This is a genomic window from Mesorhizobium comanense, from assembly GCF_005503535.1.
GTDB classification, from domain to species: domain Bacteria; phylum Pseudomonadota; class Alphaproteobacteria; order Rhizobiales; family Rhizobiaceae; genus Mesorhizobium; species Mesorhizobium comanense.
In genome coordinates, this window is record NZ_SCNN01000012.1 from 118,379 (window position 1) to 142,109 (window position 23,731).

Consider the following 23,731-nt stretch of genomic DNA (forward strand, 5'->3'; position numbering starts at 1 on the left):
GCTGCGTCGAGATGTCAGACGACGGTTGTCTTGAGCCGCTCGGCAATGAGCGCGGCAAGCCGCGTCGCGACCTCGTCCTTGGTCATTTCGGGCCATTCCTCGACGCCGGCCTTCGACACGATCCGCACCCGGTTGCGATCGCCGCCCATCACGCCCGAAGGACCGATGCCACTCTCGTGCGAGACATCGTTGGCGACGATGAGATCGGCGCCTTTCTTAATCAGTTTCGCTTCGGCGTTGCGCAGAAGATCCTGCGTCTCGGCGGCAAAGCCGACCACGAGGCTGGGCCGCTGCCTGTGATGGCCGACCCCGGCGAGGATGTCGGGATTCTCGACCATCCGAAGCGTCGGCGGACCTTCGCCGGCCACCTTCTTGATCTTCTCCCCGGCTGAAGTCTCGCTGCGCCAGTCGGCGACGGCGGCAACGAAGACCGCCGCGTCGGCGGGCAGGAGCTGCTCGACCGCGTCGCGCATCTGGCGCGCGCTTTCGACATGGACGGTTGTCACGCCGGCGGGATCGACGATGGTCACCGGTCCGGAAACCAGGTGCACATCGGCGCCGAGCCGCGCCAGGGCGGCCGCAATGGCATGCCCCTGCTTGCCGGACGAGCGGTTGGCGATATAGCGCACGGGATCGATCGGCTCGTGTGTCGGGCCGGAGGTGACGATGATCCTGCGGCCCGACAGCGGTTTGGGGCCGGCATCGAGCAACGCTCCGATGGCTGCAACGATCTCCAGCGGTTCGGCCATGCGGCCTTCGCCGGCCTCGTTGCTTTCGGCCATCTCGCCCTTGGTCGGACCGACGAAGGTGACGCCATCCTTGCCCAGCGTCGCGCGGTTGCGGCGCGTCGCCGGATGGATCCACATGCTGGGGTTCATGGCAGGCGCCATCAGCACCGGCTTGTTCGTTGCCAGGAGCACCGCCGAGGCGAGGTCATTGGCGTGGCCGTTGGCGGCCTTTGCCATGAGGTCGGCGGTGGCGGGAGCGACGACGAGCAAATCGGCCTCGCGCGACAGCCTGATATGGCCGACATCGTGCTCGTCATTGCGATCGAACAGTTCGGTAAAGACATGGTCGGCCGAAAGCGCGCCGGCCGACAGGGGGGTGATGAACTCGCGGGCGCCGGCCGTCATCACCACGCGCACCGCCGCACCGCGCTCGCGCAGCCGGCGGATCAGGTCGAGCGCCTTGTAGGCGGCGATGCCGCCGCCGATGATGAGCAGGATGCGCTTGCCGGAGAGGCTCATGCCTGAGACCTGTTCTTGTCCAGTGTCATGCCGGCTTCAGCGCCGGTTCGATATCGGTATGGATGAAATCATCGCCCTTGAAAAGCAGCGGCACGTTTCGGGTCTTGGCCAAGGCGTAGGCGAAACAATCGCCCATGTTGAGGTCAGCACGATGGCTGGACCCACGACCATATCGAGAGTAGGCGAGCCGCGCGGCTTCCAGCTGCGCCAAGTCAAAAGGGACCACCGTCAGCTCGAGACGGTCGATGAGCGTTTGGAACTCGCCAGCGTTGACACCACCGCTCGACCTGGTGGCGACACAGTGCGCCTCCAGCAAGGTGGCAGTGCTTATCAGTGCGGCGGGTGAGGTGCCGAAAACATCGACGAATGCAGCTGCATCCGGTTCTGCACCTAGGATTGCGATCAACGCCGAGGTGTCGACTGCGACTGTCACAGCAGTCCCTCGTCCCACATGTGATCGGTGATCGCCTTGAGATCAAACGGACGCTCCAGCTTCCGTCCGAGAGCCAGGATTTCTTCGCGGGATGCCTTCAGCCGCCACGCCCCGTTCTCAAGCCTGGTTCTTGGCATCGCCATCTCACGCAAGGAATCCCGCACTTCCTGCTCCATGGAGACGCCGCGCGCGGCGGCGCGTTCGCGAAGCACCTGCTTCACGCTGTCATCAAGATTACGGATCGTTATCGTGCTCATGGCCTCGCTCCTTGCCTCATAATATAGGCCAGAGGTTGAGTGACTGCAATGACAGCACTGCTGTCATTGCAGTCACTCAGAGCAACTTCCACGCGATGTACACCAGCGTCAGTGCGATCACCCACAGCGCCACGCGACCGGAGCGGCTGTAGCGTGCCTCGGCCTTGCCGATGGCCCGCGCCGTGGTCTCGTCGAAGCGCAGGCCGTGCTCGGCCATCAGGTCGATCTCTCGCGACAGCCGGTCGGTGCGCGCGGCAAGCTCGGGCGCCTGGCGGGCAAGCGTCAAAAGCGCCTTGGCGCCATCGCGTGCGTCCAGCATCATGCCGCGCGGGCCGAGGTTTCCGGCGATCCAGCCGCCGACCACGGGTTCGGCGGTCTTCCACATGTTGAAGGCAGGATCGAGCGTGCGCGCCACGCCCTCGACCACGACCATGGTCTTCTGCAACAGGATCAGTTCAGGGCGCGTCGCCATGTCGAAGAGTTCGGTCACCTCGAACAGCAGCGTCAGAAGCTTGGCCATCGAAATCGTCTCGGCCGGCTGGCCGTGGATCGGTTCGCCGATCGCCCGGATCGCCTGCGCGAAGGCCGCGACATTGTGCTGGCGGGGCACGTAGCCGGCCTCGAAATGCACCTCGGCGACACGCAGATAGTCGCGCTGGATGAAGCCGTAGAGAATCTCTGCCAGGAAGCGACGTTCCTTCTTGCCGAGCCGGCCGGCGATGCCGAGATCGACGGCGACGATGGTGCCGTTGGCCTCGACGAACAGATTGCCCGGATGCATGTCGGCATGGAAGAAGCCGTCGCGCAGCGTGTGGCGCAGGAACGACTGGATGAGGTTGGCGGCGATCGCCTTCAGGTCGTGGCCGGCGGCCTCGAGACCGGCGATGTTGTTCATCTTGACGCCGTCGACCCATTCCATGGTCAGCACGTCACGGCCGGTGCGCTCCCAGTCGACATAGGGCACGCGAAAGCCGGGATCGTCCCTGGTGTTCTCGCCAAGCTCGGAGAGTGCTGCCGCCTCGAGGCGCAGGTCCATCTCGATCTTGGTGGTCTGCGCCAGCGTCTCGGTCACCTCCACCGGCCGCAGCCGGCGCGAGGAGGGGATGTATTTCTCCTGCAGGCGGGCGGCCAGGAAATAGCTTTCGAGGTCCTGGAAGAAGCGGCGGCGTACGCCCGGCCGGATGACCTTGACCGCGACCTTGGTGGCGGCGCCGTCACGGACGGTTTCGGCTGCATGGACCTGGGCGATGGAAGCGGCGGCCACCGGGTCGCCGAATTGCGCATAGAGATCGCCGATCTTGCGCCCTAGCGAAGCCTCGATGGCGGCAACCGCCTCGGCCTTCGGGAAGGTGTGCATCTTGTCCTGCAGCATGGCGAGATCGAGCGCCATGTCGTTGCCGACGACGTCGGGCCGTGTCGCCAGGAACTGGCCAAGCTTGACATAGGACGGGCCGAGCCGGACCACCGCCTTGGCCAGCCGGTCGCTGCGCTCATAGGCGAGCGCGCGGCGGCGGGTGAACAGCCGCGCCAGCCGCCAGCCGAATTTCGGCAGGCCGGACAGTTCCTCGCCTGGCAGGGCTGCAACGACGCCCTCGCGCACCAGCACCCAGCCGGCGCGCACAAGCCGGAATCCCGCGCTGACCGTGCTCATGGCCAGGCCCGCCCTGCCAGCTCGTTGAGGCGGCACAGGTCATGGCGAGGACAGGAAATGCGGCGCAGCCTCAAAGCTTCCAGCCCGAATGAAGCGCGGCAATACCGCCGGAATAGTTGCGGAAGGAAACGCGCCCGAAGCCGGCGCGGGAAATCATCGCCGCGAAATTCTGCTGATTGGGGAATTTCGCGATCGACTCGACGAGATAGGAATAGGGCTCGCCGTCGCCGGTGACCATCTTGCCGATCCTGGGGATGGCGCTGAATGACCAGGCCTCGTAGGCCTTGTCGAGCAGCGGCATTTCAACCTCGGAAAACTCCAGGCACAGGAACCGCCCGCCGGGCTTCAGCACGCGGAAGGCTTCGCCGAGTGCGACATCGATGCGCGGCACGTTTCGGATGCCGAAGGCGATCGTATAGGCGTCGAAAATGCCGTCGGCGAAAGGCAGTTCCTCGGCATTGGCCTCGACGAAGTCGGTGTTGCCGGCCAGCCCCTTCTTTTCAGCCCTGTCGCGGCCGACAGCAAGCATCGAACCATTGATGTCGAGCACCGTGGCATGGGCCTGGCCATGGCTGGCCTCGACGATGCGGAAGGCGATGTCGCCGGTTCCGCCAGCCACGTCCAGCACCTTCCAGCCCGCGCGTTTGGGCGGGTTGAGCCAGGCGACCATGGCATCCTTCCACAGCCGGTGCATGCCGGCCGACATGAGATCGTTCATCAGGTCGTAGCGGTTGGCGACCTTATGGAAAACATCGTTGACCAGGGGCTGCTTCTCGCCTTCCCCCACACGCTTGAAACCATAGGAGGTTTCCATGCCGCCGGCGGCCGTGGTTCTCTCAACTGACATTTTTTTGATCCGTCATAAAACCGGCGGGACCATAGCCGATCGATGGTGCGGGCGCTATTGTTTAAGGCGCGGTGTTCAGCCGCGCTTCCAGGTGGTGGGTTTTTGAAGACCTGGACTGACCGACGGGATGTTTGAATGCCTTTGAAAGCGGAATTGCACTGCCACATTGAGGGGGCAGCGGCGCCCGAGCTCGTCATCCGCCAGGCGCAGAAATATGGCAAGGATGCCTCGCCCTATATCCAGAACGGCTCCTTCGTCTGGCACGATTTCACCTCGTTCCTCGCGGCTTACGATTTTTCCGCCGACCTGTTTCGCACGGAGGAGGATTACGCGCGGCTGGCCGACCACTATCTGACCAGCCTTGCGCGCGACGGAGCGATCTATTCGGAGGTGTTCACCTCGCCGGACCATGCGACGAAGGCCGGCCTGTCGCCCAAGGCCTATACCGACGCGCTCGGTGAAGGCATGGCCCGCGCCAAGGCCAAGACCGGCATCGAGGGGCGCATGATCGTCACCGGGGTGCGCCATGTCGGCGTGGAATCGATCGAACAGGCGGCGCGTTTCGCGGCGCGCTGCGGGCATCCGCTGGTCACCGGCTTCGGCGTTGCCGGCGACGAGCGCATGGGCGAGATGGAAGACTATGTCAGGGCGTTCGAGATCGCGCGCGAGGCCGGGCTCGGCATCACCGTCCATGCCGGCGAACTGACGGGTTGGGAGACGGTCCAGGCCGCTCTCGACCATATCCGTCCCTCGCGCATCGGCCATGGCGTGCGCGCCATCGAAAATCCCGACCTTGTCAGGCGCATCGCGGATGAGGGCGTGGTGCTGGAATGCTGCCCTGGCTCCAACATCGCGCTCAAGGTGTTTGATAGTTTTGCGGACCATCCGTTTCCGGCGCTGCAGGCGGCTGGCTGCAAGGTGACCCTCAATTCCGACGATCCGCCCTATTTCTGGACCTCGCTGAAGCGCGAATATGACATCGCCGCCGAGCATTTCTCGATGAACGAGAAGGCGCTTGCCGCTGTCACCAGGACGGCTATCGAGGCCGCCTTTGTCGACAGGAAGACCAAGACAGCCCTTCTCGCCCGGCTTAACGGTGCGGCGCGCTGATTTCTCCCGACAAAACTGTGGTCGGTGCCGGCCAGGCGGTTCCTTGGCCGGTCCATTGCCGCTAGGGTTCGCGCAAGCAGCTTGAAGTGCGCCAGGTCCGAAAGGATCCATGCGCACAGTTTCGGGCGACACGCATCAGGAGAAGATCATGAAGGGCGTCACCGTCGTCGACCATCCGCTTGTCCAGCACAAGCTGACCATCATGCGCAAGAAGGAGACGTCGACGGCCGGCTTCCGGCGCCTGCTGCGCGAGATATCGCTGCTGCTCGGCTATGAGGTCACGCGCAACCTGGAACTGACCACCACCACCATCGAAACGCCGATCGAGGAGATGGAAGCGCCGACGCTGGAGGGCAAGAAGCTGGTCTTCGCTTCGGTGCTGCGCGCCGGCAACGGCCTGCTCGAGGGCCTGCTCGACCTGGTGCCGGCGGCGCGTGTCGCCCATATCGGCCTCTACCGCGACCATGAGACGCTGGAGGCGGTCGAGTATTTCTTCAAGGCGCCGAGCGATCTCGCCGACCGCCTGATCATCGTCGTCGATCCGATGCTGGCGACGGCCAATTCGGCGATCGCGGCGATCGACAAGCTCAAGGGGCGCGGCGCCACCAACATCCGGTTCCTGTGCCTGCTGGCGGCGCCCGAGGGCATCGAGCGCTTCACCAAGGCGCATCCCGACGTGCCGGTGTTCACGGCGTCCATCGACCGCCAGCTCAACGAGAAGGGCTACATCATGCCCGGCCTTGGCGACGCGGGCGACCGCATGTACGGGACGAAGTAACAGCAGGCAAAGGCGGCTGGCACGATTTACCGAATGTTTACGCAACGGCGGGGTTTTCGAACCCGTTAAAGCGGCAAACACCATGTGGCGCTAAAGGATCGGCACACACAAAGGCCGATCCATGCTGCGCAAACTTCTCATCCTCAGCGTTTTTGCCGGTGCATCGGCATCGATCCCGGTTGTCTACCAGTCGAACCCTGAAGTCTTCGAGCACTTGCTGAAAACGGCGGTGACGGCCAAGCCCGAGGCCGACACCCAACCGCAGATCAACCTGGCCTCCGTTCCAGAAAAGCCCGCGGCGCCGTTGCCCACCGGCCGCAAGGTGGTGGTTGCCGCGGACGGGCGCGGGCATTTCTCGTCGACCTTCAAGCTCAATGGCCGGCAGATCGACGGAATGATCGACACCGGGGCGACGCTGGTCGCCATCAACAGCTCGACGGCGCGCAGGATCGGATTGTCTTTGAATGCGTCCGATTTCAGCCGCGAGGTTAGCACCGCCAACGGCACGATCAAGGCGGCCGTGGCGATGATCGATCGTCTCCAGATCGGCAGCATCACCGTCAACGACGTCCAGGCCATGGTGCTCGACGACAGGGCCCTGCAAACCAACCTGATCGGCATGAGCTTCCTCAGCCGGCTCGGCAAATACCAGGTCGAGAACGGGACATTGCTGCTCGTCCAGTAATTTGAGCATTTCCGGCGTTTCTAGAGCCGTTCAGCGTCTCACGGAATCCACACTTTTCCTGGAATTGCCCTAGCCGCGCGGCAGGATGCGCCGGATGACGGTCTTGTCCGCCGGAGGTTTCGAACCGCCGATCGCATAGGCCGAAAGCACAGTCGCGGCCGCTGCCTCGGCGTCCAGTGGCGACCGGGCGTGTATCAGCGCCAGCGCATCTCCTGCCTGTACTTCCGCCCCGATCGGCAGCAGCCTGGTGATGCCGACGGCCGGGTCGACCTTGTCGTCGGGCCGGGTGCGTCCGCCGCCCAGGCCAACCACGGCAAGGCCAATATCGCGGGTGGCGATGCCGGTGACGAAGCCGTCCGCAGGGGCCTTGACCGCGACCTCCGTCGCCGCCCGAGGCAGATATTTTTCCGGCCGCTCGACAAAATCCGTGGGGCCGCCGAGCACCGCCACCATGCGTGCGAAGGTGGCGGCGGCGCGGCCACTGGCAAGCGTTTCCGTTGCGCGCCGCATGCCGTCCTGGTTGGATGACACCAGGCCGGCCGACTGCAGCATTTCGGCGGCCAGCGCCAGCGTCACATCTTCCAGCCGCCGGTCGCGCAGGCGGCCGGTCAGGAAATCGACGGCGTTGCGCACCTCGACGGCATTGCCGGCGGCGGATGCCAGCGGTTCACTCATGCCGGTGATCAGCGCCGAGACCTTCAGTCCCGCACCGCTCGCGACCTCGACCAGGCTGTTGGCGAGCGCGGTCGCGTCACGCGACTTCTCCATGAAGGCGCCATTGCCGACCTTGACGTCCAGCACAAGCGACTGGAGGCCCGCCGCGAGTTTCTTGGACAGGATCGAGGCGGTGATCAGCGGCACCGATTCCACGGTTCCGGTCACATCGCGAATGCCATAGAGCCGGCGGTCGGCCGGCGCCAGATCGGCGGTCTGGCCGATGATGGCGCAGCCGGTTTCCAGCACCGCCTTGCGGAACAGGGCGATGTCGGGCTGGCTGGCATAGCCTGGTATGGCGTCCATCTTGTCCAGCGTGCCGCCCGTGTGGCCAAGGCCACGGCCCGAGATCATCGGCACGTAGGCGCCACAGGCGGCGACGATCGGGGCCAGCATCAGCGAGACATTGTCGCCGACGCCGCCCGTCGAATGCTTGTCGGTGACCGGACCCGGCAAATCCGACCAGTCGAGCACGTCGCCGGAATCGCGCATGGCCAGCGTCATCGCCACGGCCTCGTCGCGGTTCATGCCGTTGAAGAACACCGCCATGGCGAAAGCCGCGACCTGGCCATCGGTGACGGCACCCGACGTCACGCCCTCGATGAAGGCCGCGATTTCAAAAGCAGGCAGCCTCTGGCCGTCGCGCTTGTGGCGGATGATCTCCTGGGGAAGCATCAGCTTTCCAGCAGCTTGTCGCGGAACACATGCTGCAGGACGGTCGCCAGCCGTGAACCACCCACCGGCGCCATGTCCTTGGTCTCCTGGTGCGAAAGCTCGGCTCCGGTCATGCCGGCCGCCAGATTGGTGATGACCGAGCAGGCGGCGACGCGCAGGCCGAGGAAACGGGCCAGGATGACTTCCGGCACGGTCGACATGCCGACGGCATTGGCACCCATGATGCGCGCCATCCGGATTTCGGCCGGCGTCTCGAAACACGGGCCGGAAAACCACATGTAGACGCCCTTGTGCAGCGCCGTGCCGGTCGCCTTGGCGGCGCGCTCGATCGCCTGGCGGATGCCGGCGTCATAGGCTTCGGTCAGGCCGACGAAGCGCCGGTCGCTAGGCTCACCGATCAGCGGATTGGTGCCGGAAAAATTGATGTGGTCCGTGATCAGCATCACCGAGCCCGGCGGCATCTCGGGATCGACCGAACCTGCGGCATTGGTGAGGATCAGCTTGGTGATGCCGATGCCGGCAAGCACTTCCAGCACCGGGCGCATGGCGGCCGCGTCACCATGCTCATAGTAATGGGCGCGGCCAGACAGCATCAGAACCGGCGTGCCGGAAAACAGGCCGGCCACCACCTCGCCGGCATGGCCGCTGACGCCGCTGCTCGGGAAACCAGGCAGGTCGGCATAGGAGACACGGACGGGATTCTCGATCCGGTCGACCAGGCCGCCGAGCCCTGATCCCAGCACCATCGCGGTCGACGGCGCCAGGCCGTCCAGCCTTTCGATCAGATGGTCAACGGTCTTTTCCGTCATTTCAGCTGCTCTCTATTTGAGAATGTCGCCACGGAACCCGTAGGGCAGCATATCGCCCATTGTCACGGTCTCGGCGACTCCGGTGTTGTCGCAGAGATAGAGTTTTGTGTCGGGGCGGCAGAATTCGGCCAGGCGCTGGCGGCAACCGCCGCAGGGCGAACATTTGGCCATGCGTTCGGCAAGGACCGCGATCTCCACGATCCGGCCGCCGCCGCCCATGATGTAGTGGCCAAGCGCTGTCGTTTCAGCGCACCAGCCTTCGGGGTAAGAAGCGACCTCGATGTTGGCGCCGGTGAAGACGCGTCCGTCCTCGGTGCGCAAAGCGGCGCCGACCGGAAACTTCGAATAGGGCGCATAGGCCTTGGCCATGGCAGCCTTGGCGGCTTCGAACAGATCATGCGACATTCAGCAGTTCTCTCCGATGATCATGTCCAAAACCCGGCGCTCGGTAGTGCCGGATCGAGCATGTCAGCGTTCCTTGACATAGGGCACGCCGCCGGCGCGCGGCGGGATCGCCTTGCCGATGAAACCGGCGAGCAGGATGACGGTGAGCACATAGGGCAGGGCCTGCATGAACTGCGCCGGCACCTTGCCGATGACGGGCAGCGGCGAGCCCTGCAGGCGGATCGAGGCGGCGTCGAGGAAGCCGAACAGCAGGCAGGCGAACATGGCGTTGACCGGTTTCCATTTGGCGAAGATCAGCGCCGCCAGCGCGATATAGCCCTTGCCAGCGGTCATGTCCTTCACGAAGCCGCCATTCTGCACCATCGACAGATAGGCGCCGGCGACGCCGGTCAGGATGCCGGTGCAGATCAGCGCGCGATAGCGCAGCCAGGTGACGGAAATGCCGGCGGTGTCGACGGCGGCCGGATTTTCGCCGACCGCGCGCAGCCGGAGGCCGAAGCGGGTGCGAAACAGCACCCACCAGGTGAACGGCACCATGGCGAAGGCGAAGTAGACGAGGACGGAATGACCCAGCACGAGCTCAGCGAATATCGGGCCGAAGCCGGGAATCCTTGCAAGGGCATCGAACAGCAGCGCCGGAAGATAGAGGATGAGCCCGCGTATCGAGACCAGCAGATCGGCGACGCTTGCGGTGCTGAAACTGTAGGTGGCAAGGAAGTTCGAGATCACGTCCGCCGTTATCGACTCGAACCTTTCGCCCGGCTGCAGTGCCGGCGTGCGCCCGCCCTGCTGGAACCAGGCCTGGCCGAGGATGATGGTGGAGCCGGCGGCGATGAAGTTGATGGCGACGCCGGAGACGATCTGGTTGCCGCGATGGGTGATCGAAGCAAAGCCGTGCACCATGGCGAAGGCGACCGAGATCAGGATGGCCATACCGAGGCCGATGAAGGCGGAATGGAAGACCGAGGCCGCGGCCGCGCCGGCAAAGGCGCCGACCAGCATCTTGCCTTCGAGACCGATGTCGAAGATGCCGGAGCGCTCGGAATAGAGCCCGGCAAGGCAGGCGAGCAGGAGCGGCACCGAGAGGCGGATGGTGGAGTCCAGGACCTGGACGATGGCATTGAGGGTATCCATCTCAGGCGCCCTTTCCCTTGACCGCTTCCATGCCGACGGACCTTGGACTGAAGGAGGCGAACAGCGCCTGGATGTAAGGCCTGAACATGTGTTCGAGCGCGCCCGCGAACAGGATGACCAATCCTTGAATGATGACGATCATGTCGCGGCTGATCGCCGGCATCTCGAAGGCGAGTTCGGCGCCGCCCTGGTAGAGCATCCCGAACAGGATCGCCGCCAGCACGATGCCGACAGGGTGCAAACGACCCATCAGGGCCACGGCGATGCCGACGAAGCCGGCGCCCGAGACAAAGTCGATCGCCACATTGTGCTGGTCGCCCATGACCGGGTTGAGCGCCATCATGCCGGCGAGAGCACCCGATATCATCATCGCGGTGATGATGATGCGGGTTTCGGAAATGCCAGCATAGCGCGCCGCCTTCGGGCTGTGGCCATAGGTGCGCATCTCGTAGCCGAGCCTGGTGCGCCAGATCAGCAGCCAGACCAGGAATGCCATGACCAGCGCCAGCAGGAAGGTGATGTTGAGCGGCGCCGAACGGATCTTGGCACCGAACAGTTCCAGTATCCAGTTGAGCTTCGGCAATTCCGCGCCGGCGAGAAAGTTGCGGGTCTGCGGCGCCTGCGAGGCCGCGGGCTTCAACGGGCCGACCAGCAGGTAGACCATGAGCGAGGCGGCGATGAAGTTGAACATGATGGTGGTGATGACGATGTGCGAGCCGCGCCTGGCCTGGAGATAGGCCGGGATGAGCGCCCAAAGCGCGCCAACCGCCGCCGCCGCGACGATGGCCAGCGGAAAGTTGACCCACCAGGGCAGCACGCTGTCGAAGGACAGGCAGACGATGGCGATGCCTAGGCCGGCAATATAGGCCTGTCCCTCCGTGCCGATGTTGAACAGGCCGCAATGCGCGGCCACCGCCACGGAAAGACCGGTGAAGATGAAAGTGGTGGCATAGAACAGCGTGAAGGCGATGCCGGTGCCCTTGCCGAAGGCGCCCTCGACCAGGATGACGGCGGCGCGCAGCGGGTTTTCGCCCACCAGCATCACGACGAAGCCGGCAACGATGAAGGCCACGGACAGATTGATCAGCGGGATCAGCCCATAGTCGGCCCAGGCCGGCAGTTTGGCGTATGGGGTGCTCATGCCGCGGCCTCCTGCTCGATGCCGGCCATCAGCAGGCCAAGCTCGCCTTCGGTCGCGTCCGGGCCGCGCTCACCGACAATGCGGCCGGCGAACATCACCAGGATGCGGTCGGAGAGCGAACGGATCTCGTCGAGCTCGACCGACACGACAAGCACGGCCTTGCCCTGGTCGCGCATGGCGATCAGGCGCTTGTGGATGAATTCGATGGCGCCCACGTCGACGCCGCGCGTCGGCTGGCCGACGATGAGCACGCCGGGGTCCTGTTCGATTTCGCGGGCCAGCACGATCTTCTGCTGGTTGCCGCCGGAGAAATTGGCGGTCTTGAGCCGCGGATTGCCGGGGCGGATGTCGTATTTCTCGATCTTGTCCGTGGCATCGGCCATGATGGCATCGATGTTGAGGAATGGGCCTTTGAGATAACGCGGGTCGTCATGATAGCCGAGGATCGAGTTCTCGTTCTCCTCGAAGGCCAGCACCAGCCCGACATGGTGACGGTCCTCCGGCACATGCGCCAGCCCGCGGTCGCGCAACTCACCGGGGTCGGCGGCGCCTGTCAGGTCGATCGGCTTGCCGTCGAGCATGACCGAGCCGGAGACGGCACGCCTGATGCCCGATATCGCCTCGAGCAGTTCCGACTGGCCGTTGCCGGCGACGCCGGCGATGCCGACGATCTCGCCGGCACGCAGATCGAACGAAATATCGTCGACCATGGTGACGCCACGGGAATCCTTCACCGTCAGGTTCTTCACCGCAAGCTTGACCGCACCAGCCGCCGCCTCGCCCTTCTCGACCCTTAGAAGCACGCGGCGCCCGACCATCAGTTCGGCCAGTTCCTCGACGGTGGTCTTGCTGGTCTCGCGGGTCGCCACCATCGTGCCCTGGCGCATCACCGACACGGTATCGGTGATGGCCATGATCTCGCGCAGCTTGTGGGTGATCAGCACCACCGTCTTTCCCTGCTCCTTCAACTGCCTGAGGATGCGGAACAGGTGGTCGGCCTCGGCCGGCGTCAGAACGCCCGTCGGCTCGTCGAGGATGAGAATCTCGGCGCCGCGATAGAGCGCCTTGAGGATTTCGACACGCTGCTGCAGGCCGACCGGCAGCTCCTCGATGATCGCGTCGGGATCGACCTCCAGCCCGTACTCGCGCTCCAGGCGGTCGAGTTCGGAACGCGCCTTGGCGATGCTGCTCTTCAAGAGCGCGTTGGTCTCGGCGCCGAGGATGATGTTTTCCAGCACCGTGAAGTTGTCGACCAGCATGAAATGCTGATGCACCATGCCGATGCCGAGCGCGATCGCATCGTTGGATGTCTTGATCGATGCCGGCTTGCCGCCAACGCGGATTTCGCCGCTGTCGGCCTGGTAGAAGCCGTAGAGGATCGACATCAGCGTCGACTTGCCGGCGCCGTTCTCGCCGACGATGCCATGGATGGTGCCGCGCGCGATTTCGAGGTTGATGTCGCGGTTGGCGCGGACGGCGCCAAAACTCTTGTTGATGCCGACCAGTTCGATTGCGGCTTGCGCCATGCAGCCTGTCCCACTCTTATTTTTTTATCGCTTGGTCAAAATGCCTAGCATGACGCTCCGCCCGTGCCAATTGGCCGGAGCGGCCTTCACTCTCGGCAAATCCCGGTGTGCTTGTCAATTTCGAACGTGGCCGAAGCCTTCATATTCGCTAATATGGCCAGGCCGGATGGGTGTTCGGCACAAGACAGGGACCTTCGCATGAGCATGCCCGCCGACCGGTTGACGACGCTGGAAATCCGCGCCGCGGAGCAGGAAAAGACCATTGAGGAGCTGTCCGGCCAGATCGCCGAACAGTGGACGGTGATCGAGCGCATGCAGCGCAAGCTCGACGCGCTGACCGACCGTTTCCTGGCGCTGGAAGAGCAGGCGGCGTCAGACGTGCCGGTGACCAAGCCGCCGCATTGGTGAGGGAAGGGTGCCATGGCCAGTGAAAGCGATCGTATTGCTCGGGCCGGCGACTATGTGCTCGGCCTGATGAACGATGCCGAACGCGAGCGGGCCGAGCGCGACCTGGAAATCGATCCCGCCTTCCGCGACGCGGTGGTGCGGCTCGCGGAACGCATGCATGTTTTCGACCGCGCCGGAAAGCCGGCCGGCCTGCCCGACGAACACTGGAAGCTGGTCACGCAGCGCCTTGGGGAATTGCCGCAGATGCGCAGCGTTGGTCTGGAGGATGCCCGACCAGCGCCCGCTATCCGGAGCCTGTCCCGGCGGCCGCATGTCGTCGGCCTGCATGCACTTGGCGGCCGACGGGGATTTGCCATCGCCCTCGGGCTGATCATTGCCTTTGCGCTGGGCTATCTCACGGCACGGTTGTAGCTCAAAGCAAAACCGCCGGGCTTTCGCCCGGCGGTTCGCAAATGGTGTTGCCGATCAATACGGGCAGGCGTTGTCAGCCGTATAGTCGTGCACCTCGATCTTGCCGGCGATGATGTCGGCCTTGGCCTTTTCGACGGCGGCCTTCATCTCGTCCGTCACCAGCGCCTTGTTGTTGTCGTCCATGGCGTAGTCGACGCCGCCTTCCTTGAGGCCGAGGTTCTGCACGCCGCCCTTGAAGGTGCCGTTCTTGCCGTCCATGAAGGCATTGTAGACGGCAACGTCGACGCGCTTCATCATCGAGGTCAGCACCTTGCCGGGCTGCAGGCCGTTCTGGTTGGAATCGACGCCGATGCCGAGCTTGCCGGCATCCGCCGCAGCCTGCAGCACGCCGACGCCGGTGCCGCCGGCCGCGGCATAGACCACGTCGGAACCCTGGTCGATCTGCGTCTTGGCGATCTCGCCGCCCTTGGCCGGGTCGTTCCAGGCGGCCGGCGTGTCACCGGTCATGTTCTGGATGACTTCGGTCGCACCGGCGGCCTTGGCGCCGCCGACATAGCCGCATTCGAACTTGCGGATCAGCGGGATGTCCATGCCGCCGACGAAGGAAACCTTCTTCGACTTGGAGGCCATCGCGGCCATGATGCCGACGAGGTAGGAGCCTTCGTTTTCCTTGAAGACCAGCGAGCGGACATTGGGCAGGTCGACGGCATCGTCGATGATGGCGAAGTTGAGGTCGGGATATTCGGCAGCGACCTTCTTCAGCGCATCTTCCCAGGCAAAGCCGGCCATGACGATCGGGTTGCGGCCGTCCTCGGCGAAGCGGCGCAGGGCCTGCTCGCGCTGCGAGGCGTTGGACACTTCGAACTCGACATAGGCGACGCCGGTCTCGGTCTTGAATTTCTCGGCGCCGTGATAGGCCGCTTCGTTGAAGGATTTGTCGAACTTGCCGCCCAGATCGTAGAGGATGGCGGGCTGCACATCCGCGGCGAAAGCCGGAAGAACCATGGCGGTTGCGGCCAGGAGGCCGAGAACGATACGTTTCATGTGATCCACACCCTGTCGGTTATTTTTTCCGTTACGCCCCGCCTGCTTGCCCGGTTCTGCGGCAGGCACGCGAGATCAGCCAGGAGCGTATTCCCCTCCCGCTCGGCGGCAATCTGGCACGGCCCGAAACAAAATTCACGCGGAATTTTGACCTTTTGGAAAAGCATGCCACGGCAAGGCCGCGCGGCGATTGCGGCGTGGCGCAAATGTCCGCTTTGCGAGCGGCAGGCGGGCGCCGATCAGGTCGCCGCAAATTTTCCCGCGCGCGGCTGGCGCCGGTAGCCGATCGCATAGAGCAGGAAGGCCAGCACCGCGAAAACGGCAAAGCCGGGCTGGTTCAGAACCCAGGCGATGGCGCCGTCCCACAGCAGCGGGCCGGCCTTGGCGCGGACGAAGGTTTCGAAAGCGGCCCGCGTATCCGGCGAGACGGCAAGCCAGCTGGCGTTGAGCGGGGTCAGCACAAGCGCCGAGGCGGCCACCGTGCGGGTGGTGTCGAGCACCGCCATGATGACGGAAACCGACAGCGCGACCATTGCCGCCAGGCGAAAGATGAAACGCAGCATCAAGGCTCTCCCCGGCGGATCCCGCATGCAGCGGATCCGTGGCACATATCCCGGGACCAGAAATAGAATGGGCGCGGCCTGACCGCAATCGCGATCCGTGAATTTGAGCGCGTGTCCTTCGTCGCCCTATGCGGCTGGCTTACGGCCGCGCCGGTGCACAAGCCACACGGCAAGGATGCCGCCGGCAATGGCGCCCACCACCAGGCCCGCCAAGCCGATGAAGGCGGCGAAATAGCCGCAGCCGCCCTCGAAGCAGCTCACCTGGGCGACGTCGGCGATGACGGAGCCGGCGAGAAAACCGCCAACGGCGCCGACGACGGCGCCAAGGATGATGCCGAGCAGGGCGGCGACGATGGAGACATAAACCGGCGGCGCTTCGGCTTGCGGCTTGGCATAGACATTTTCGGCGCCGGAGCCCCGGCGCAGCAGGTAGATGCAGAGCAGGCCGATGGCGACCTCGGCGCCGCCTATGAGCAGGCTCCTGGGCGTGAAGACGAAGGGTGGCACGGCAAGCACATAGACCTGTCTCGCCAGCACCCAGACGATGAATGCGACCTGCCAGATGATGAACTGGCGCGGGAAGCGCGTGGAGCGGCCCAGGGCGAGGCCGAGCAGATACAGCCCCCATGCGACGATGATGACATTGGCGAAGAGCCCGGCAAGGAAGAAGTAGAAGATCGCGTCGGGCAGGCCGGAATCCCCGAACAGCCAGGAGGCAGACGCCAGTCCGTAGAGCGACCATGCCATGACGAAAATGAGCCAGCCCACGGGGACATAGGACAAGCCGCTGTCGGGCCGTCCGGCCGGTGTTTGCCCAGTGCCTGTCGTCATTGTGCGACGATGCTCCCCCGCAAAGTCCGCCGATCGCTCGGTCACAGGCACTCGACCGCCGTGCCGGGGTGAAGTCAAGCACGCCTGGCCGCCCGGTCCCGGCTTTGCACATCATTCGGCGGCAAAGCTTGCAAAAACGCCACGCCGGCCGGTCAACCGGACCCGGTTCGACAGCTATGTGGAATAGACCGCCGTTATGGCTTGGCATTCGGCGCGGGATCGACTAGATGAGCCCCGCGCCTGTTGCTTCGACGGCTCAGGTGCTGGGAAGGACGTCCGCTGGTTGGACGGCGTCCATGGCGCGGAAATTCCGCATCGCAACCCCAAGGAGATGCATCTCCCCAACCCGCGCGGCGAAACCGGCCGGCGCGAAGGCAAGGACGGAGAGGTGGCCGAGTGGTTGAAGGCGCACGCCTGGAAAGTGTGTTTACGGGAGACCGTAACGCGGGTTCGAATCCCGCTCTCTCCGCCAGTCCCCAATACTCACCACTTCGTGTCCGTCCAGGCAGTTCGTGACGGCAGTTTTCCAGCTATGCTGCGGGCGAGGGGGAAATCATGCCGGAGGTCAGCCGAAGCAAACCCGTGTCCTGGGCGCCTTTCCGGGTGCTGGTGGCCTTGCTCATACTGCCTTTCGTCTGGCGGCTCTGTATTCCGGGCGGCGAATTCGCCAGCCGAGGTGTGGTGTGGCTGGATATCATCCTCAATCTGGGGCTGATTGCCGGCCTCTACGGCACCCGCAAGGCCTTGATGGCAGCCGCCCCGGCCGACGAGCGCTGGAAGGTCGGCGCGCCGCTCTACTGGGCGGCGATGATATCGGGTTTCGGCATGCTGGTCATCCGCATGACCAGCAGCCATGGCTGGTGGACGGGGCACTTGGCGTAGGCGTTCGCGTCATCCCGACGGGCAATTGAAGATCTGTGGAACCTCCCGTCGCGCGGTGCGTTTCCTCGCGTCGAAATCGTGAACCCGCCAGTATCCATCCAGCCTGATATCCATCCGAACCCGCGCCAACAGGAGCCTGCCTCATGCACGACAAGGTGTTTCACTCACCCGTTTGGTTGACCGTCGGCCTCGGCTTCAAGCGCGAGATCTCGTCGCTGGCCGAAATGCACGATTTCCTGACCGACTGGACGACGTCCCGCCGTGGCCCGCTCTACCGCAACGCGGTGGAGGCGTGCGGCCTCGCGCTGGAAGGCTGCATCACAAGGGACGAGGCGCGGCATGCCATGGTCGAGTTCGCCGATGCCACCGGCATCCTCTGGCCGGATATCGAGCCGGTCATCGTGGCGCGGGCCGTCGCGCGCGGCTATGGCGGCTACGCAGCCTGACCAACGTCCTGCCATCGTGGTGACTATCCGTCAGAGTCATCACCGGAAGCCCGGCTCCGCCCTCCCGAGCCGGGCTTTCCCATTTTCAACGGGTTGCCGGCGCGCAACGACGGCTCGATTTCGAGTAAATTGTTCAAAAAGTCGTGGAACCGACTTTCCCGGACGGCGTTAGAGGCCAAATGTGCCACAGCTACGGCATCTTCCTGGGGATTTGCAGACCAGCATGCATCAACCGTCCCGCCGCTTCCTGTTGAGGGAGCGCACATCAGAAGCGCACCGCCGTGTCGACGAACGCGTCGGAAGTTTCGACACCGTCGAATCCTATGGCCACTATCTCACGGGCCTCTACCGGTTCCGGCTTCCCATCGAAAGGGCGCTAGGGAGGGCTTCCCTGCCGGAAAGCCTCTCCAGCTGGCGGCCGACGCTTGTCGGCCCTGACCTGCTCGCGGACATCCTGGCCCTGGGATTGCGCGCGGACGACGTTCCCGATTGGCCAGCCGGCCTGCTGGCGGACGGTTCTTCGCTGTTCGGTTGCCTTTATGTCCTGGAAGGGTCGGCGTTCGGGGCGCGCATCCTGCTCAAGCGGGCGCTCGCCCTCGGGCTGGATCGCGCGCATGGGGCCAGCCACCTCTCGCGTCAGGCTTCGTCCGACAGCTGGAACGAGTTCGTTTCCGCACTCGAAAACGCCGACGGGCTGGACATGGAGCGCGTCGTGTCGGCGGCGATAGACACGTTCGCCGCGGCGGAAAAGGGATTCTCAAGGCTTGAAGATGTTGAATAAGCCGGCAGTGGACCTGACCAATTGCGATCGGGAGCCTATCCATATTCCTGGAAGCATACAGCCGCATGGCTGCCTGATCGCCTGCGATACGAACGCCGCCACGTGCCTGCGCCATTCAGCCAACGCCAACGAGACGCTTGGCTGGAGCGGCGAGATCAATGGCGCGCCCCTGGAAACGATCCTCGGCGACAGGGCCGCCCATGATCTTCGCAACACGCTGGCGACGGTCGGATCAGGATCCCGTCCCGCGCTGCAATTCGGCGTCGAACTGCCATCCGGCAAGGCATTCGACATCGCCGTGCATCGCCACAAATCGAGCACGATCATCGAACTCGAGCCCGCCAGCAGGGAAGCCGAGCAGCCGCTGTCGCTTGCCCGCTCGCTGATTGGCCGCCTCGGCGACATCGCGGACGTCGACCGCCTGATCAATCAGGCGGCGCGGCTTGTACGCGGCCTGCTGAACTACGACAGGGTGATGGTCTATCGCTTCGAGGCGGATGGGGCCGGCAAGGTGGTCAGCGAGGTCAAGCGCGCCGATCTGGAGAGCTTTCTCGGTCAGTATTTCCCGGCCAGCGACATTCCCCAGCAGGCGCGCAGCCTTTACCTGCGCAACACGATCAGGATCATTTCCGACGCCAGCGGCGAGCGGGTGCCGGTCGTTCCGGAACTGGACCCTTCCGGCGAACCGCTGGATCTGTCGTTCGCGCATCTCAGAAGCGTCTCGCCCATCCATTGCGAGTATCTGCGCAACATGGGCGTCGCGGCGTCCATGTCGATATCCGTCATCGTCGATGGCGCGCTCTGGGGACTGATCGCCTGTCATCACTACAGCCCGCGCTCCCTGCCGATGGCGAAGCGGGTCGCCGCCGAGATGTTTGGCGAGTTTTTCTCGCTGCACCTGCAGGCCCTGAAGCAGAAACGGACGCTCGAAACCGCCAGGATCGCGCGCCAGGCCATCGACGGCTTCCTGAAGCTCGCCTCAAGGACCGCCGACCTGGACGCGCTGTTGCGCGACAATCTGCCGGAACTGGCCAAGCTCATGCCATGTGACGGGGTCGGCCTGTGGAAGGACGAGAAATGGACCGCGGTGGGCTCGGCGCCCGCCGGGGATTACCTGCCCGACCTCGCGCGCTTTGTCGGGGTCATGGCCGACGGCAAGGTATGGGCCACGCATTCGCTTTCCCAAGGCTTCGCGGACGCCGAGGATTTCAGCCGCGACGCAGCCGGGGTGCTGGCGGTGCCGCTGTCGCAACGCCCGAGGGACTATCTCTTCTTTTTCCGGAAGGAGTTGGTGCAGACGCTCAATTGGGCCGGAAATCCCGACAAGGTCTATGAGGTCGGTCCGCTCGGAGACCGGCTCACGCCGCGCAAGAGCTTCGCCATCTGGAAAGAAACCGTCCACATGCAGTCGCAGCCTTGGACCGAGGCCGATCGCGAGATTGCCGAAGCCGCGCGCATGGCGCTGGTCGAGATCGTGCTCCATCACAACGAGCTCGTCGCCGAGGAGCGCGACAAAGCCGATGTGCGGCAGCGCATGCTGAACGAGGAACTCAATCACCGCGTCAAGAACATCCTCGCCGTCATCAAATCGCTCGTTGGCCATCCCGTGCAGGAAGGCCGCGGACTGAGCGATTACGTAGAGGCTCTCAAAGGCCGGATCCAGGCGCTTTCCTTCGCGCACGACCAGGTGGTGCGCGGCGACGGCGGAGGCGCGCTTGCCGACCTGCTCAATGCCGAGCTCTCTCCCTATCGCACGCCATCGTCGACACTCGAACTGACCGGGCCAGCCGTCTGGCTCGACGCACGCGCCTTTTCCGTGATGGCGTTGGTGTTGCACGAGATGTCCACCAACGCCGCCAAATATGGCGCCCTGTCGAAGGCGGGAGGCACGGTGAGCATCACCTGGAAGCTGCTCGAAGGCGGCGACTGCGAATTGCTCTGGAGCGAGGCGGGCGGCCCGCGGGTTTCGCCGCCGATGCGGTTCGGATTCGGCACCGCTCTCGTGGACCGCAGCATTCCATACGACCTCGGCGGCGAGAGCCGGGTTGACTACAAGCCGGACGGCATCAATGCCCGGTTCCTGCTTCCTGCCAGACATGTGGCCGCGCCAGCCGAGACAAGGAGACACGAAGACACCGCCGGGCAAGCCTCCTTCGCCAAGGAGACGCCCTTCGCCGACGATCTGCGCGTCCTGCTCGTCGAGGATCAGATGCTGATCGCCATGGACGCGGAAAACATGCTGGCCGACCAGGGAATTTCCAACGTCGCCGTCGCCGCCTCCGCGGCGGATGCCTTGCAGAAACTACGTGCCGGCGCGCCGCATCTGGCGGTCCTCGACATCAATCTGGGGGAGGGAACGTCGCTGCCGGTTGCCGAGGAACTTTCGCGGCGCGGCATTCCGTTCGTGTTCGCCACGGGGTACGGCGACAAGTCGTTGATCCCCTCGGCCTTCGCTGACGTGGCGGTGGTGCGCAAGCCCTACAATGCCGATGCCCTGCGGCGCGCCCTGACAACCGCTCTCCAGTCACGGAACCCGCACATCACGATCTGACTCCGGATTTTCAAGACGTTCCAGATATTGTCACGGGCCGACGTTCACCGCGTGATCGAGATTTCGTGTTTGGCCTGACGGCGGCTTTCCTTTCGCCTCACCGGGCGACGATGATAGCGTCACGGCTCTCACGGGCAGGGGGAAATCATGAAGAAAGTCGCATATTCTATACTGGTGGGTCTCTTTTGCGTCGCACAGGCCAACGCAGGCCAGCAAATCCTGCGCCACGAACCAGGCGCCGGACAATTGCGTACAGGGGAGACTGTCCTTGTTGACGACGGCTCCTGCCCGAAAGGCCAGATCAAGGAGGTCAAGGCCGGGAGCGACCGCAGCGTCAAGACCGGCAACAAAGTGGCCGGACACAAGCGCATCTATCGTTGCATACGGCATCCCTGATCCAGCTGCGCGGGCAGGTCAGTCGCTGGAGGGTGATTTGTGAGGAGCCGTCCCTGGACTGGCCGGAGCGGGTCGGTCAGCCGTTTGCGCGGACAGCCGCAATGCCCTCAGCCTGGCGGTCTTCGCTTCCCGGGCCGCCCGCTCTGCCGCGATGACGATCTCGGATTCCCGCTTGGCGCGCTCGTCGCGCTGCGTATCCACTTTCGCCCGGGTCATTCGTCGCTTCTCCGTTTCATGCACATTTCTACAGAAGTTGCCGAGCCTCTGAGCCATCTGCCTACGAGGCAGGATGCCGGGACAGTTCGGCGCTGACGATTACAAATGATGGTCATTGCCGACTTTCGCGCGGTGCCAGCCGTCAAGCTCGCCATTTAAGGCATATGACCAGGGATGCCTCGAGGACATGGCTTCCGGCCTCGTCGCGGACCTTGACGGCAATGGCAGCGCGATCGTCCTCCAGCATTTCGTCGCGAAGGATGTCCGGCAGGATTCGAACCGCTTCGCGGCGCAGGCGGTCGCGGCTCTCGAAAACCTGGCCTTCCTCGTCCACCGTGAGGCCGTCACTACTGTATAGGTCCAGGTAATATCGCGGCATTTTGCAACTGAATCCGGTTCGCGGCGTTGGCCGAAGATGAATCGTCAATTCCCGGAGTGAGGTGTTGTTCCATCCGTCAGGCATTTGCCGGCGAATAAGCGCCTTCTAACAAATGTTAATGCCCGGCATCGGCCAAGGACATAGTGCTTTCCCAGCCGCCCGATGCTTCCCACCGAACTGTTGGCGATCCGCTCTAAGCCCTTCGCTGGAGGTAGTGGTGCTTGAATCCCTTTATCTGAACCTCGGCCAGCATGATGCGCTATCGGATGCCGAAAAGGCGCTGCTGGTCGGCGCCATGACGTTCGAGAGGCATTTTGCGACCGGCCAGGATATTGTCGCCTCCGGATCGCGGCCGACGTACTCGACGTTGATCCTGGATGGGCTGGCGGCACGCTACAAGGTGCTGGAGAACGGCGGCCGGCAGTTCACCTCGCTTCAGGTGCCCGGCGATTTTGTCGATCTCCATGCCTTTCTTCTGAAGACCATGGACCACGGCATCGTCGCGCTTTCGCCCTGCCATGTCGTCTTCGCCGACCACAGCCGGCTTCGCGCCATAACCGAGGAGGCGCCGCATCTCACCCGCCTGCTCTGGCTGGACACGCTGGTCGACGGCGCCATTCACAGGGAATGGATCGTCGCCATGGGACGCCGCTCCAAGACCTCGCATCTTGCCCATCTGGTCTGCGAACTTTTCGTGCGTTTGCAGGTGGTGCAGCGGACAAACGGCATGAGCTTCCATCTGCCGTTGTCGCAAGCCGAACTCGCCGATGTGATCGGCCTGTCCGTCGTGCACATGAACCGGGTGATCGGCGCCCTGCGCAAGATCGGTGTCGTCAGTTGGGCAAACCACACGGTCACCATCCTGGACTGGCACAAGCTTCAGGAAATCTCCGAGTTCGACCCGACCTACCTCAGCATGGCGCGGGAGCCGCGCTAGACGGGACGCTTCCGGCACGACGCTGTTCCTGATCCGCCAGCCTGCCGGCCCTTCGAGCGATTGGTGCCGATGATCAGCGCCTCCGCAGCCGCCGGCGCAAAACCTTTATAAAATTCCTATTTCTTTCCACTTCGCCCCGTCTCGAACCTTTATGGCGATCGGGTCCATATTCCCTGGGAAAAGATTTCACGCGGCCGCCAATGCGCACGGTCAGCGAAGTCATCGTATTGTTTTGCCCAAGCGATGCAAAACGGCGAAAAACAGACAGGGAAAATTTAACATGGACATCATTGTTGTCGGGATTGGCGTTTTGTTTTTCGCTCTTTCCCTTGCTTACATCAAAGTCTGTGACCGGATTTGATAGGGAGGATCAGACCATGCTTGTCGATTACATCCTCGGTGGCGGCGTGACCTTGTTCCTGCTCGTCTACCTGACCTACGCGCTGGTTCGTCCAGAACGCTTCTGAAGGCACG

The 23,731-nt window shown here is 64.0% G+C and carries 28 protein-coding genes and 1 tRNA gene; 13 read left to right on the forward strand and 16 right to left on the reverse strand.

Annotated elements, in window-relative coordinates:
- Positions 1-14 precede the first annotated feature (14 nt).
- The 5 genes from coaBC to ubiE form a co-directional block, all read right to left on the reverse strand.
- Complete coding sequence (gene coaBC / locus FFS37_RS20720) at positions 15-1,247, reverse strand: bifunctional phosphopantothenoylcysteine decarboxylase/phosphopantothenate--cysteine ligase CoaBC (RefSeq protein ID WP_137932832.1); 1,233 nt, start codon at positions 1,245-1,247, stop codon at positions 15-17.
- Positions 1,248-1,272: 25 nt separating this feature from the next.
- Positions 1,273-1,680 carry a type II toxin-antitoxin system VapC family toxin gene (locus FFS37_RS20725; RefSeq protein WP_137932833.1) on the reverse strand — a complete coding sequence of 136 codons (408 nt, stop codon included), beginning with the start codon at positions 1,678-1,680 and terminating at the stop codon, positions 1,273-1,275.
- Positions 1,677-1,937, reverse strand: coding sequence for a FitA-like ribbon-helix-helix domain-containing protein (locus tag FFS37_RS20730; RefSeq protein WP_137932834.1), 261 nt, complete (start codon positions 1,935-1,937; stop codon positions 1,677-1,679). Before FFS37_RS20730 ends, FFS37_RS20725 begins: the two co-directional genes overlap by 4 nt.
- A 76-nt stretch (positions 1,938-2,013) precedes the next feature.
- Entirely contained in the window at positions 2,014-3,588 is a 1,575-nt protein-coding gene (gene ubiB / locus FFS37_RS20735; RefSeq protein ID WP_137932835.1) for a 2-polyprenylphenol 6-hydroxylase, read from the reverse strand.
- 70 nt (positions 3,589-3,658) lie between these two features.
- Positions 3,659-4,435 (reverse strand): bifunctional demethylmenaquinone methyltransferase/2-methoxy-6-polyprenyl-1,4-benzoquinol methylase UbiE, encoded by a 777-nt coding sequence (ubiE, locus tag FFS37_RS20740; protein ID WP_137932836.1) that lies wholly within the window; start codon positions 4,433-4,435, stop codon positions 3,659-3,661.
- Positions 4,436-4,570: 135 nt separating this feature from the next.
- On the opposite strand from ubiE, the gene FFS37_RS20745 reads away from it, so the two are divergent.
- The 3 genes from FFS37_RS20745 (at position 4,571) to FFS37_RS20755 (ending at position 7,008) form a co-directional block, all read left to right on the forward strand.
- Positions 4,571-5,545 (forward strand): adenosine deaminase, encoded by a 975-nt coding sequence (locus FFS37_RS20745; RefSeq protein WP_137932837.1) that lies wholly within the window; start codon positions 4,571-4,573, stop codon positions 5,543-5,545.
- 148 nt (positions 5,546-5,693) lie between these two features.
- A complete protein-coding gene (gene upp, locus FFS37_RS20750; RefSeq protein WP_137932929.1) occupies positions 5,694-6,323 on the forward strand; it encodes a uracil phosphoribosyltransferase in 630 nt (209 codons plus the stop codon).
- 121 nt (positions 6,324-6,444) lie between these two features.
- The gene (locus FFS37_RS20755; protein ID WP_137932838.1) at positions 6,445-7,008 is read left to right on the forward strand and encodes a TIGR02281 family clan AA aspartic protease; all 564 of its coding nucleotides are present in this window, start codon (positions 6,445-6,447) and stop codon (positions 7,006-7,008) included.
- Between the two features lie 69 nt (positions 7,009-7,077).
- On the opposite strand, the gene deoA is transcribed toward FFS37_RS20755, so the two are convergent.
- From deoA to FFS37_RS20785, 6 genes are all read right to left on the reverse strand, one after another.
- The gene (gene deoA, locus FFS37_RS20760) at positions 7,078-8,397 is read right to left on the reverse strand and encodes a thymidine phosphorylase (RefSeq protein WP_137932839.1); all 1,320 of its coding nucleotides are present in this window, start codon (positions 8,395-8,397) and stop codon (positions 7,078-7,080) included.
- Positions 8,397-9,206 (reverse strand): purine-nucleoside phosphorylase, encoded by an 810-nt coding sequence (locus FFS37_RS20765; RefSeq protein WP_137932840.1) that lies wholly within the window; start codon positions 9,204-9,206, stop codon positions 8,397-8,399. Before FFS37_RS20765 ends, deoA begins: the two co-directional genes overlap by 1 nt.
- 12 nt (positions 9,207-9,218) lie before the next feature.
- Positions 9,219-9,611, reverse strand: coding sequence for a cytidine deaminase (gene cdd, locus FFS37_RS20770; protein WP_137932841.1), 393 nt, complete (start codon positions 9,609-9,611; stop codon positions 9,219-9,221).
- Between the two features lie 63 nt (positions 9,612-9,674).
- Positions 9,675-10,745 (reverse strand): ABC transporter permease, encoded by a 1,071-nt coding sequence (locus FFS37_RS20775; protein ID WP_137932842.1) that lies wholly within the window; start codon positions 10,743-10,745, stop codon positions 9,675-9,677.
- 1 nt (position 10,746) lies between these two features.
- Positions 10,747-11,886 (reverse strand): ABC transporter permease, encoded by a 1,140-nt coding sequence (locus tag FFS37_RS20780; RefSeq protein ID WP_137932843.1) that lies wholly within the window; start codon positions 11,884-11,886, stop codon positions 10,747-10,749.
- Entirely contained in the window at positions 11,883-13,412 is a 1,530-nt protein-coding gene (locus tag FFS37_RS20785) for an ABC transporter ATP-binding protein (protein WP_137932844.1), read from the reverse strand. The genes FFS37_RS20780 and FFS37_RS20785 overlap by 4 nt, the downstream gene beginning before the upstream one ends.
- Positions 13,413-13,610: 198 nt before the next feature.
- Between FFS37_RS20785 and FFS37_RS20790 the strand changes: the two genes are divergently transcribed.
- Together FFS37_RS20790 and FFS37_RS20795 are read left to right on the forward strand one after the other, a co-directional pair.
- A complete protein-coding gene (locus FFS37_RS20790) occupies positions 13,611-13,820 on the forward strand; it encodes a SlyX family protein (RefSeq protein WP_137932845.1) in 210 nt (69 codons plus the stop codon).
- 12 nt (positions 13,821-13,832) lie between these two features.
- Positions 13,833-14,231 carry a hypothetical protein gene (locus FFS37_RS20795; RefSeq protein WP_137932846.1) on the forward strand — a complete coding sequence of 133 codons (399 nt, stop codon included), beginning with the start codon at positions 13,833-13,835 and terminating at the stop codon, positions 14,229-14,231.
- A 54-nt stretch (positions 14,232-14,285) separates the two neighbouring features.
- Here FFS37_RS20795 and FFS37_RS20800 read toward each other — a convergent pair whose 3' ends face one another.
- From FFS37_RS20800 to FFS37_RS20810, 3 genes are all read right to left on the reverse strand, one after another.
- Entirely contained in the window at positions 14,286-15,275 is a 990-nt protein-coding gene (locus FFS37_RS20800) for a BMP family lipoprotein (protein ID WP_137932847.1), read from the reverse strand.
- Positions 15,276-15,514: 239 nt separating this feature from the next.
- A complete protein-coding gene (locus FFS37_RS20805; protein ID WP_137932848.1) occupies positions 15,515-15,838 on the reverse strand; it encodes a hypothetical protein in 324 nt (107 codons plus the stop codon).
- A 126-nt stretch (positions 15,839-15,964) separates the two neighbouring features.
- Positions 15,965-16,669, reverse strand: a complete 705-nt coding sequence (locus tag FFS37_RS20810; RefSeq protein WP_137932849.1) for a hypothetical protein — start codon at positions 16,667-16,669, stop codon at positions 15,965-15,967.
- 382 nt (positions 16,670-17,051) lie between these two features.
- On the opposite strand from FFS37_RS20810, the gene FFS37_RS20815 reads away from it, so the two are divergent.
- The 6 genes from FFS37_RS20815 to FFS37_RS20840 all read left to right on the forward strand — a co-directional run bounded on the left by FFS37_RS20815 (position 17,052) and on the right by FFS37_RS20840 (position 21,725).
- Positions 17,052-17,141: transfer RNA gene (locus FFS37_RS20815), tRNA-Ser, on the forward strand.
- 83 nt (positions 17,142-17,224) lie between these two features.
- Complete coding sequence (locus FFS37_RS20820; RefSeq protein WP_137932850.1) at positions 17,225-17,551, forward strand: hypothetical protein; 327 nt, start codon at positions 17,225-17,227, stop codon at positions 17,549-17,551.
- A gap of 143 nt (positions 17,552-17,694) precedes the next feature.
- The gene (locus tag FFS37_RS20825) at positions 17,695-17,997 is read left to right on the forward strand and encodes a DUF982 domain-containing protein (RefSeq protein ID WP_137932851.1); all 303 of its coding nucleotides are present in this window, start codon (positions 17,695-17,697) and stop codon (positions 17,995-17,997) included.
- 223 nt (positions 17,998-18,220) lie between these two features.
- Entirely contained in the window at positions 18,221-18,778 is a 558-nt protein-coding gene (locus FFS37_RS20830) for a biliverdin-producing heme oxygenase (RefSeq protein WP_137932852.1), read from the forward strand.
- Complete coding sequence (locus FFS37_RS20835) at positions 18,768-21,329, forward strand: HWE histidine kinase domain-containing protein (protein WP_137932930.1); 2,562 nt, start codon at positions 18,768-18,770, stop codon at positions 21,327-21,329. The genes FFS37_RS20830 and FFS37_RS20835 overlap by 11 nt, the downstream gene beginning before the upstream one ends.
- A gap of 147 nt (positions 21,330-21,476) precedes the next feature.
- Positions 21,477-21,725, forward strand: a complete 249-nt coding sequence (locus FFS37_RS20840; RefSeq protein ID WP_137932853.1) for a DUF6719 family protein — start codon at positions 21,477-21,479, stop codon at positions 21,723-21,725.
- Between the two features lie 18 nt (positions 21,726-21,743).
- Here FFS37_RS20840 and FFS37_RS20845 read toward each other — a convergent pair whose 3' ends face one another.
- Entirely contained in the window at positions 21,744-21,941 is a 198-nt protein-coding gene (locus FFS37_RS20845) for a hypothetical protein (protein ID WP_137932854.1), read from the reverse strand.
- A 142-nt stretch (positions 21,942-22,083) separates the two neighbouring features.
- Positions 22,084-22,404: a DUF6894 family protein gene (locus tag FFS37_RS36620; RefSeq protein WP_408631443.1), complete on the reverse strand. Its 321-nt coding sequence runs from the start codon at positions 22,402-22,404 to the stop codon at positions 22,084-22,086.
- 133 nt (positions 22,405-22,537) lie between these two features.
- Between FFS37_RS36620 and FFS37_RS20855 the strand changes: the two genes are divergently transcribed.
- Together FFS37_RS20855 and FFS37_RS20865 are read left to right on the forward strand one after the other, a co-directional pair.
- Entirely contained in the window at positions 22,538-23,257 is a 720-nt protein-coding gene (locus tag FFS37_RS20855; protein ID WP_137932856.1) for a Crp/Fnr family transcriptional regulator, read from the forward strand.
- A gap of 377 nt (positions 23,258-23,634) precedes the next feature.
- Entirely contained in the window at positions 23,635-23,724 is a 90-nt protein-coding gene (locus FFS37_RS20865) for a K(+)-transporting ATPase subunit F (RefSeq protein WP_023669708.1), read from the forward strand.
- Positions 23,725-23,731 lie beyond the last annotated feature (7 nt).

What these genes read in the sequence shown, in the direction of transcription:
- FFS37_RS20800 (WP_137932847.1), bottom strand. Translation starts at nt 15,275, where the DNA reads ATGAAACGTATCGTTCTCGGCCTCCTGGCCGCAACCGCCATGGTTCTT.
- FFS37_RS20785 (WP_137932844.1), bottom strand. Translation starts at nt 13,412, where the DNA reads ATGGCGCAAGCCGCAATCGAACTGGTCGGCATCAACAAGAGTTTTGGC.
- cdd (WP_137932841.1), bottom strand. Translation starts at nt 9,611, where the DNA reads ATGTCGCATGATCTGTTCGAAGCCGCCAAGGCTGCCATGGCCAAGGCC.
- FFS37_RS20835 (WP_137932930.1), top strand. Translation starts at nt 18,768, where the DNA reads ATGTTGAATAAGCCGGCAGTGGACCTGACCAATTGCGATCGGGAGCCT.
- FFS37_RS20795 (WP_137932846.1), top strand. Translation starts at nt 13,833, where the DNA reads ATGGCCAGTGAAAGCGATCGTATTGCTCGGGCCGGCGACTATGTGCTC.
- FFS37_RS20765 (WP_137932840.1), bottom strand. Translation starts at nt 9,206, where the DNA reads ATGACGGAAAAGACCGTTGACCATCTGATCGAAAGGCTGGACGGCCTG.
- ubiE (WP_137932836.1), bottom strand. Translation starts at nt 4,435, where the DNA reads ATGTCAGTTGAGAGAACCACGGCCGCCGGCGGCATGGAAACCTCCTAT.
- ubiB (WP_137932835.1), bottom strand. Translation starts at nt 3,588, where the DNA reads ATGAGCACGGTCAGCGCGGGATTCCGGCTTGTGCGCGCCGGCTGGGTG.
- FFS37_RS20730 (WP_137932834.1), bottom strand. Translation starts at nt 1,937, where the DNA reads ATGAGCACGATAACGATCCGTAATCTTGATGACAGCGTGAAGCAGGTG.
- FFS37_RS20825 (WP_137932851.1), top strand. Translation starts at nt 17,695, where the DNA reads ATGCACGACAAGGTGTTTCACTCACCCGTTTGGTTGACCGTCGGCCTC.
- FFS37_RS20845 (WP_137932854.1), bottom strand. Translation starts at nt 21,941, where the DNA reads ATGACCCGGGCGAAAGTGGATACGCAGCGCGACGAGCGCGCCAAGCGG.
- upp (WP_137932929.1), top strand. Translation starts at nt 5,694, where the DNA reads ATGAAGGGCGTCACCGTCGTCGACCATCCGCTTGTCCAGCACAAGCTG.
- FFS37_RS20790 (WP_137932845.1), top strand. Translation starts at nt 13,611, where the DNA reads ATGAGCATGCCCGCCGACCGGTTGACGACGCTGGAAATCCGCGCCGCG.
- FFS37_RS20775 (WP_137932842.1), bottom strand. Translation starts at nt 10,745, where the DNA reads ATGGATACCCTCAATGCCATCGTCCAGGTCCTGGACTCCACCATCCGC.
- FFS37_RS20745 (WP_137932837.1), top strand. Translation starts at nt 4,571, where the DNA reads ATGCCTTTGAAAGCGGAATTGCACTGCCACATTGAGGGGGCAGCGGCG.
- FFS37_RS20865 (WP_023669708.1), top strand. Translation starts at nt 23,635, where the DNA reads ATGCTTGTCGATTACATCCTCGGTGGCGGCGTGACCTTGTTCCTGCTC.
- FFS37_RS20840 (WP_137932853.1), top strand. Translation starts at nt 21,477, where the DNA reads ATGAAGAAAGTCGCATATTCTATACTGGTGGGTCTCTTTTGCGTCGCA.
- FFS37_RS20780 (WP_137932843.1), bottom strand. Translation starts at nt 11,886, where the DNA reads ATGAGCACCCCATACGCCAAACTGCCGGCCTGGGCCGACTATGGGCTG.
- FFS37_RS20830 (WP_137932852.1), top strand. Translation starts at nt 18,221, where the DNA reads ATGCATCAACCGTCCCGCCGCTTCCTGTTGAGGGAGCGCACATCAGAA.
- deoA (WP_137932839.1), bottom strand. Translation starts at nt 8,397, where the DNA reads ATGCTTCCCCAGGAGATCATCCGCCACAAGCGCGACGGCCAGAGGCTG.
- FFS37_RS36620 (WP_408631443.1), bottom strand. Translation starts at nt 22,404, where the DNA reads ATGCCTGACGGATGGAACAACACCTCACTCCGGGAATTGACGATTCAT.
- FFS37_RS20755 (WP_137932838.1), top strand. Translation starts at nt 6,445, where the DNA reads ATGCTGCGCAAACTTCTCATCCTCAGCGTTTTTGCCGGTGCATCGGCA.
- FFS37_RS20805 (WP_137932848.1), bottom strand. Translation starts at nt 15,838, where the DNA reads ATGCTGCGTTTCATCTTTCGCCTGGCGGCAATGGTCGCGCTGTCGGTT.
- FFS37_RS20820 (WP_137932850.1), top strand. Translation starts at nt 17,225, where the DNA reads ATGCCGGAGGTCAGCCGAAGCAAACCCGTGTCCTGGGCGCCTTTCCGG.
- coaBC (WP_137932832.1), bottom strand. Translation starts at nt 1,247, where the DNA reads ATGAGCCTCTCCGGCAAGCGCATCCTGCTCATCATCGGCGGCGGCATC.
- FFS37_RS20810 (WP_137932849.1), bottom strand. Translation starts at nt 16,669, where the DNA reads ATGACGACAGGCACTGGGCAAACACCGGCCGGACGGCCCGACAGCGGC.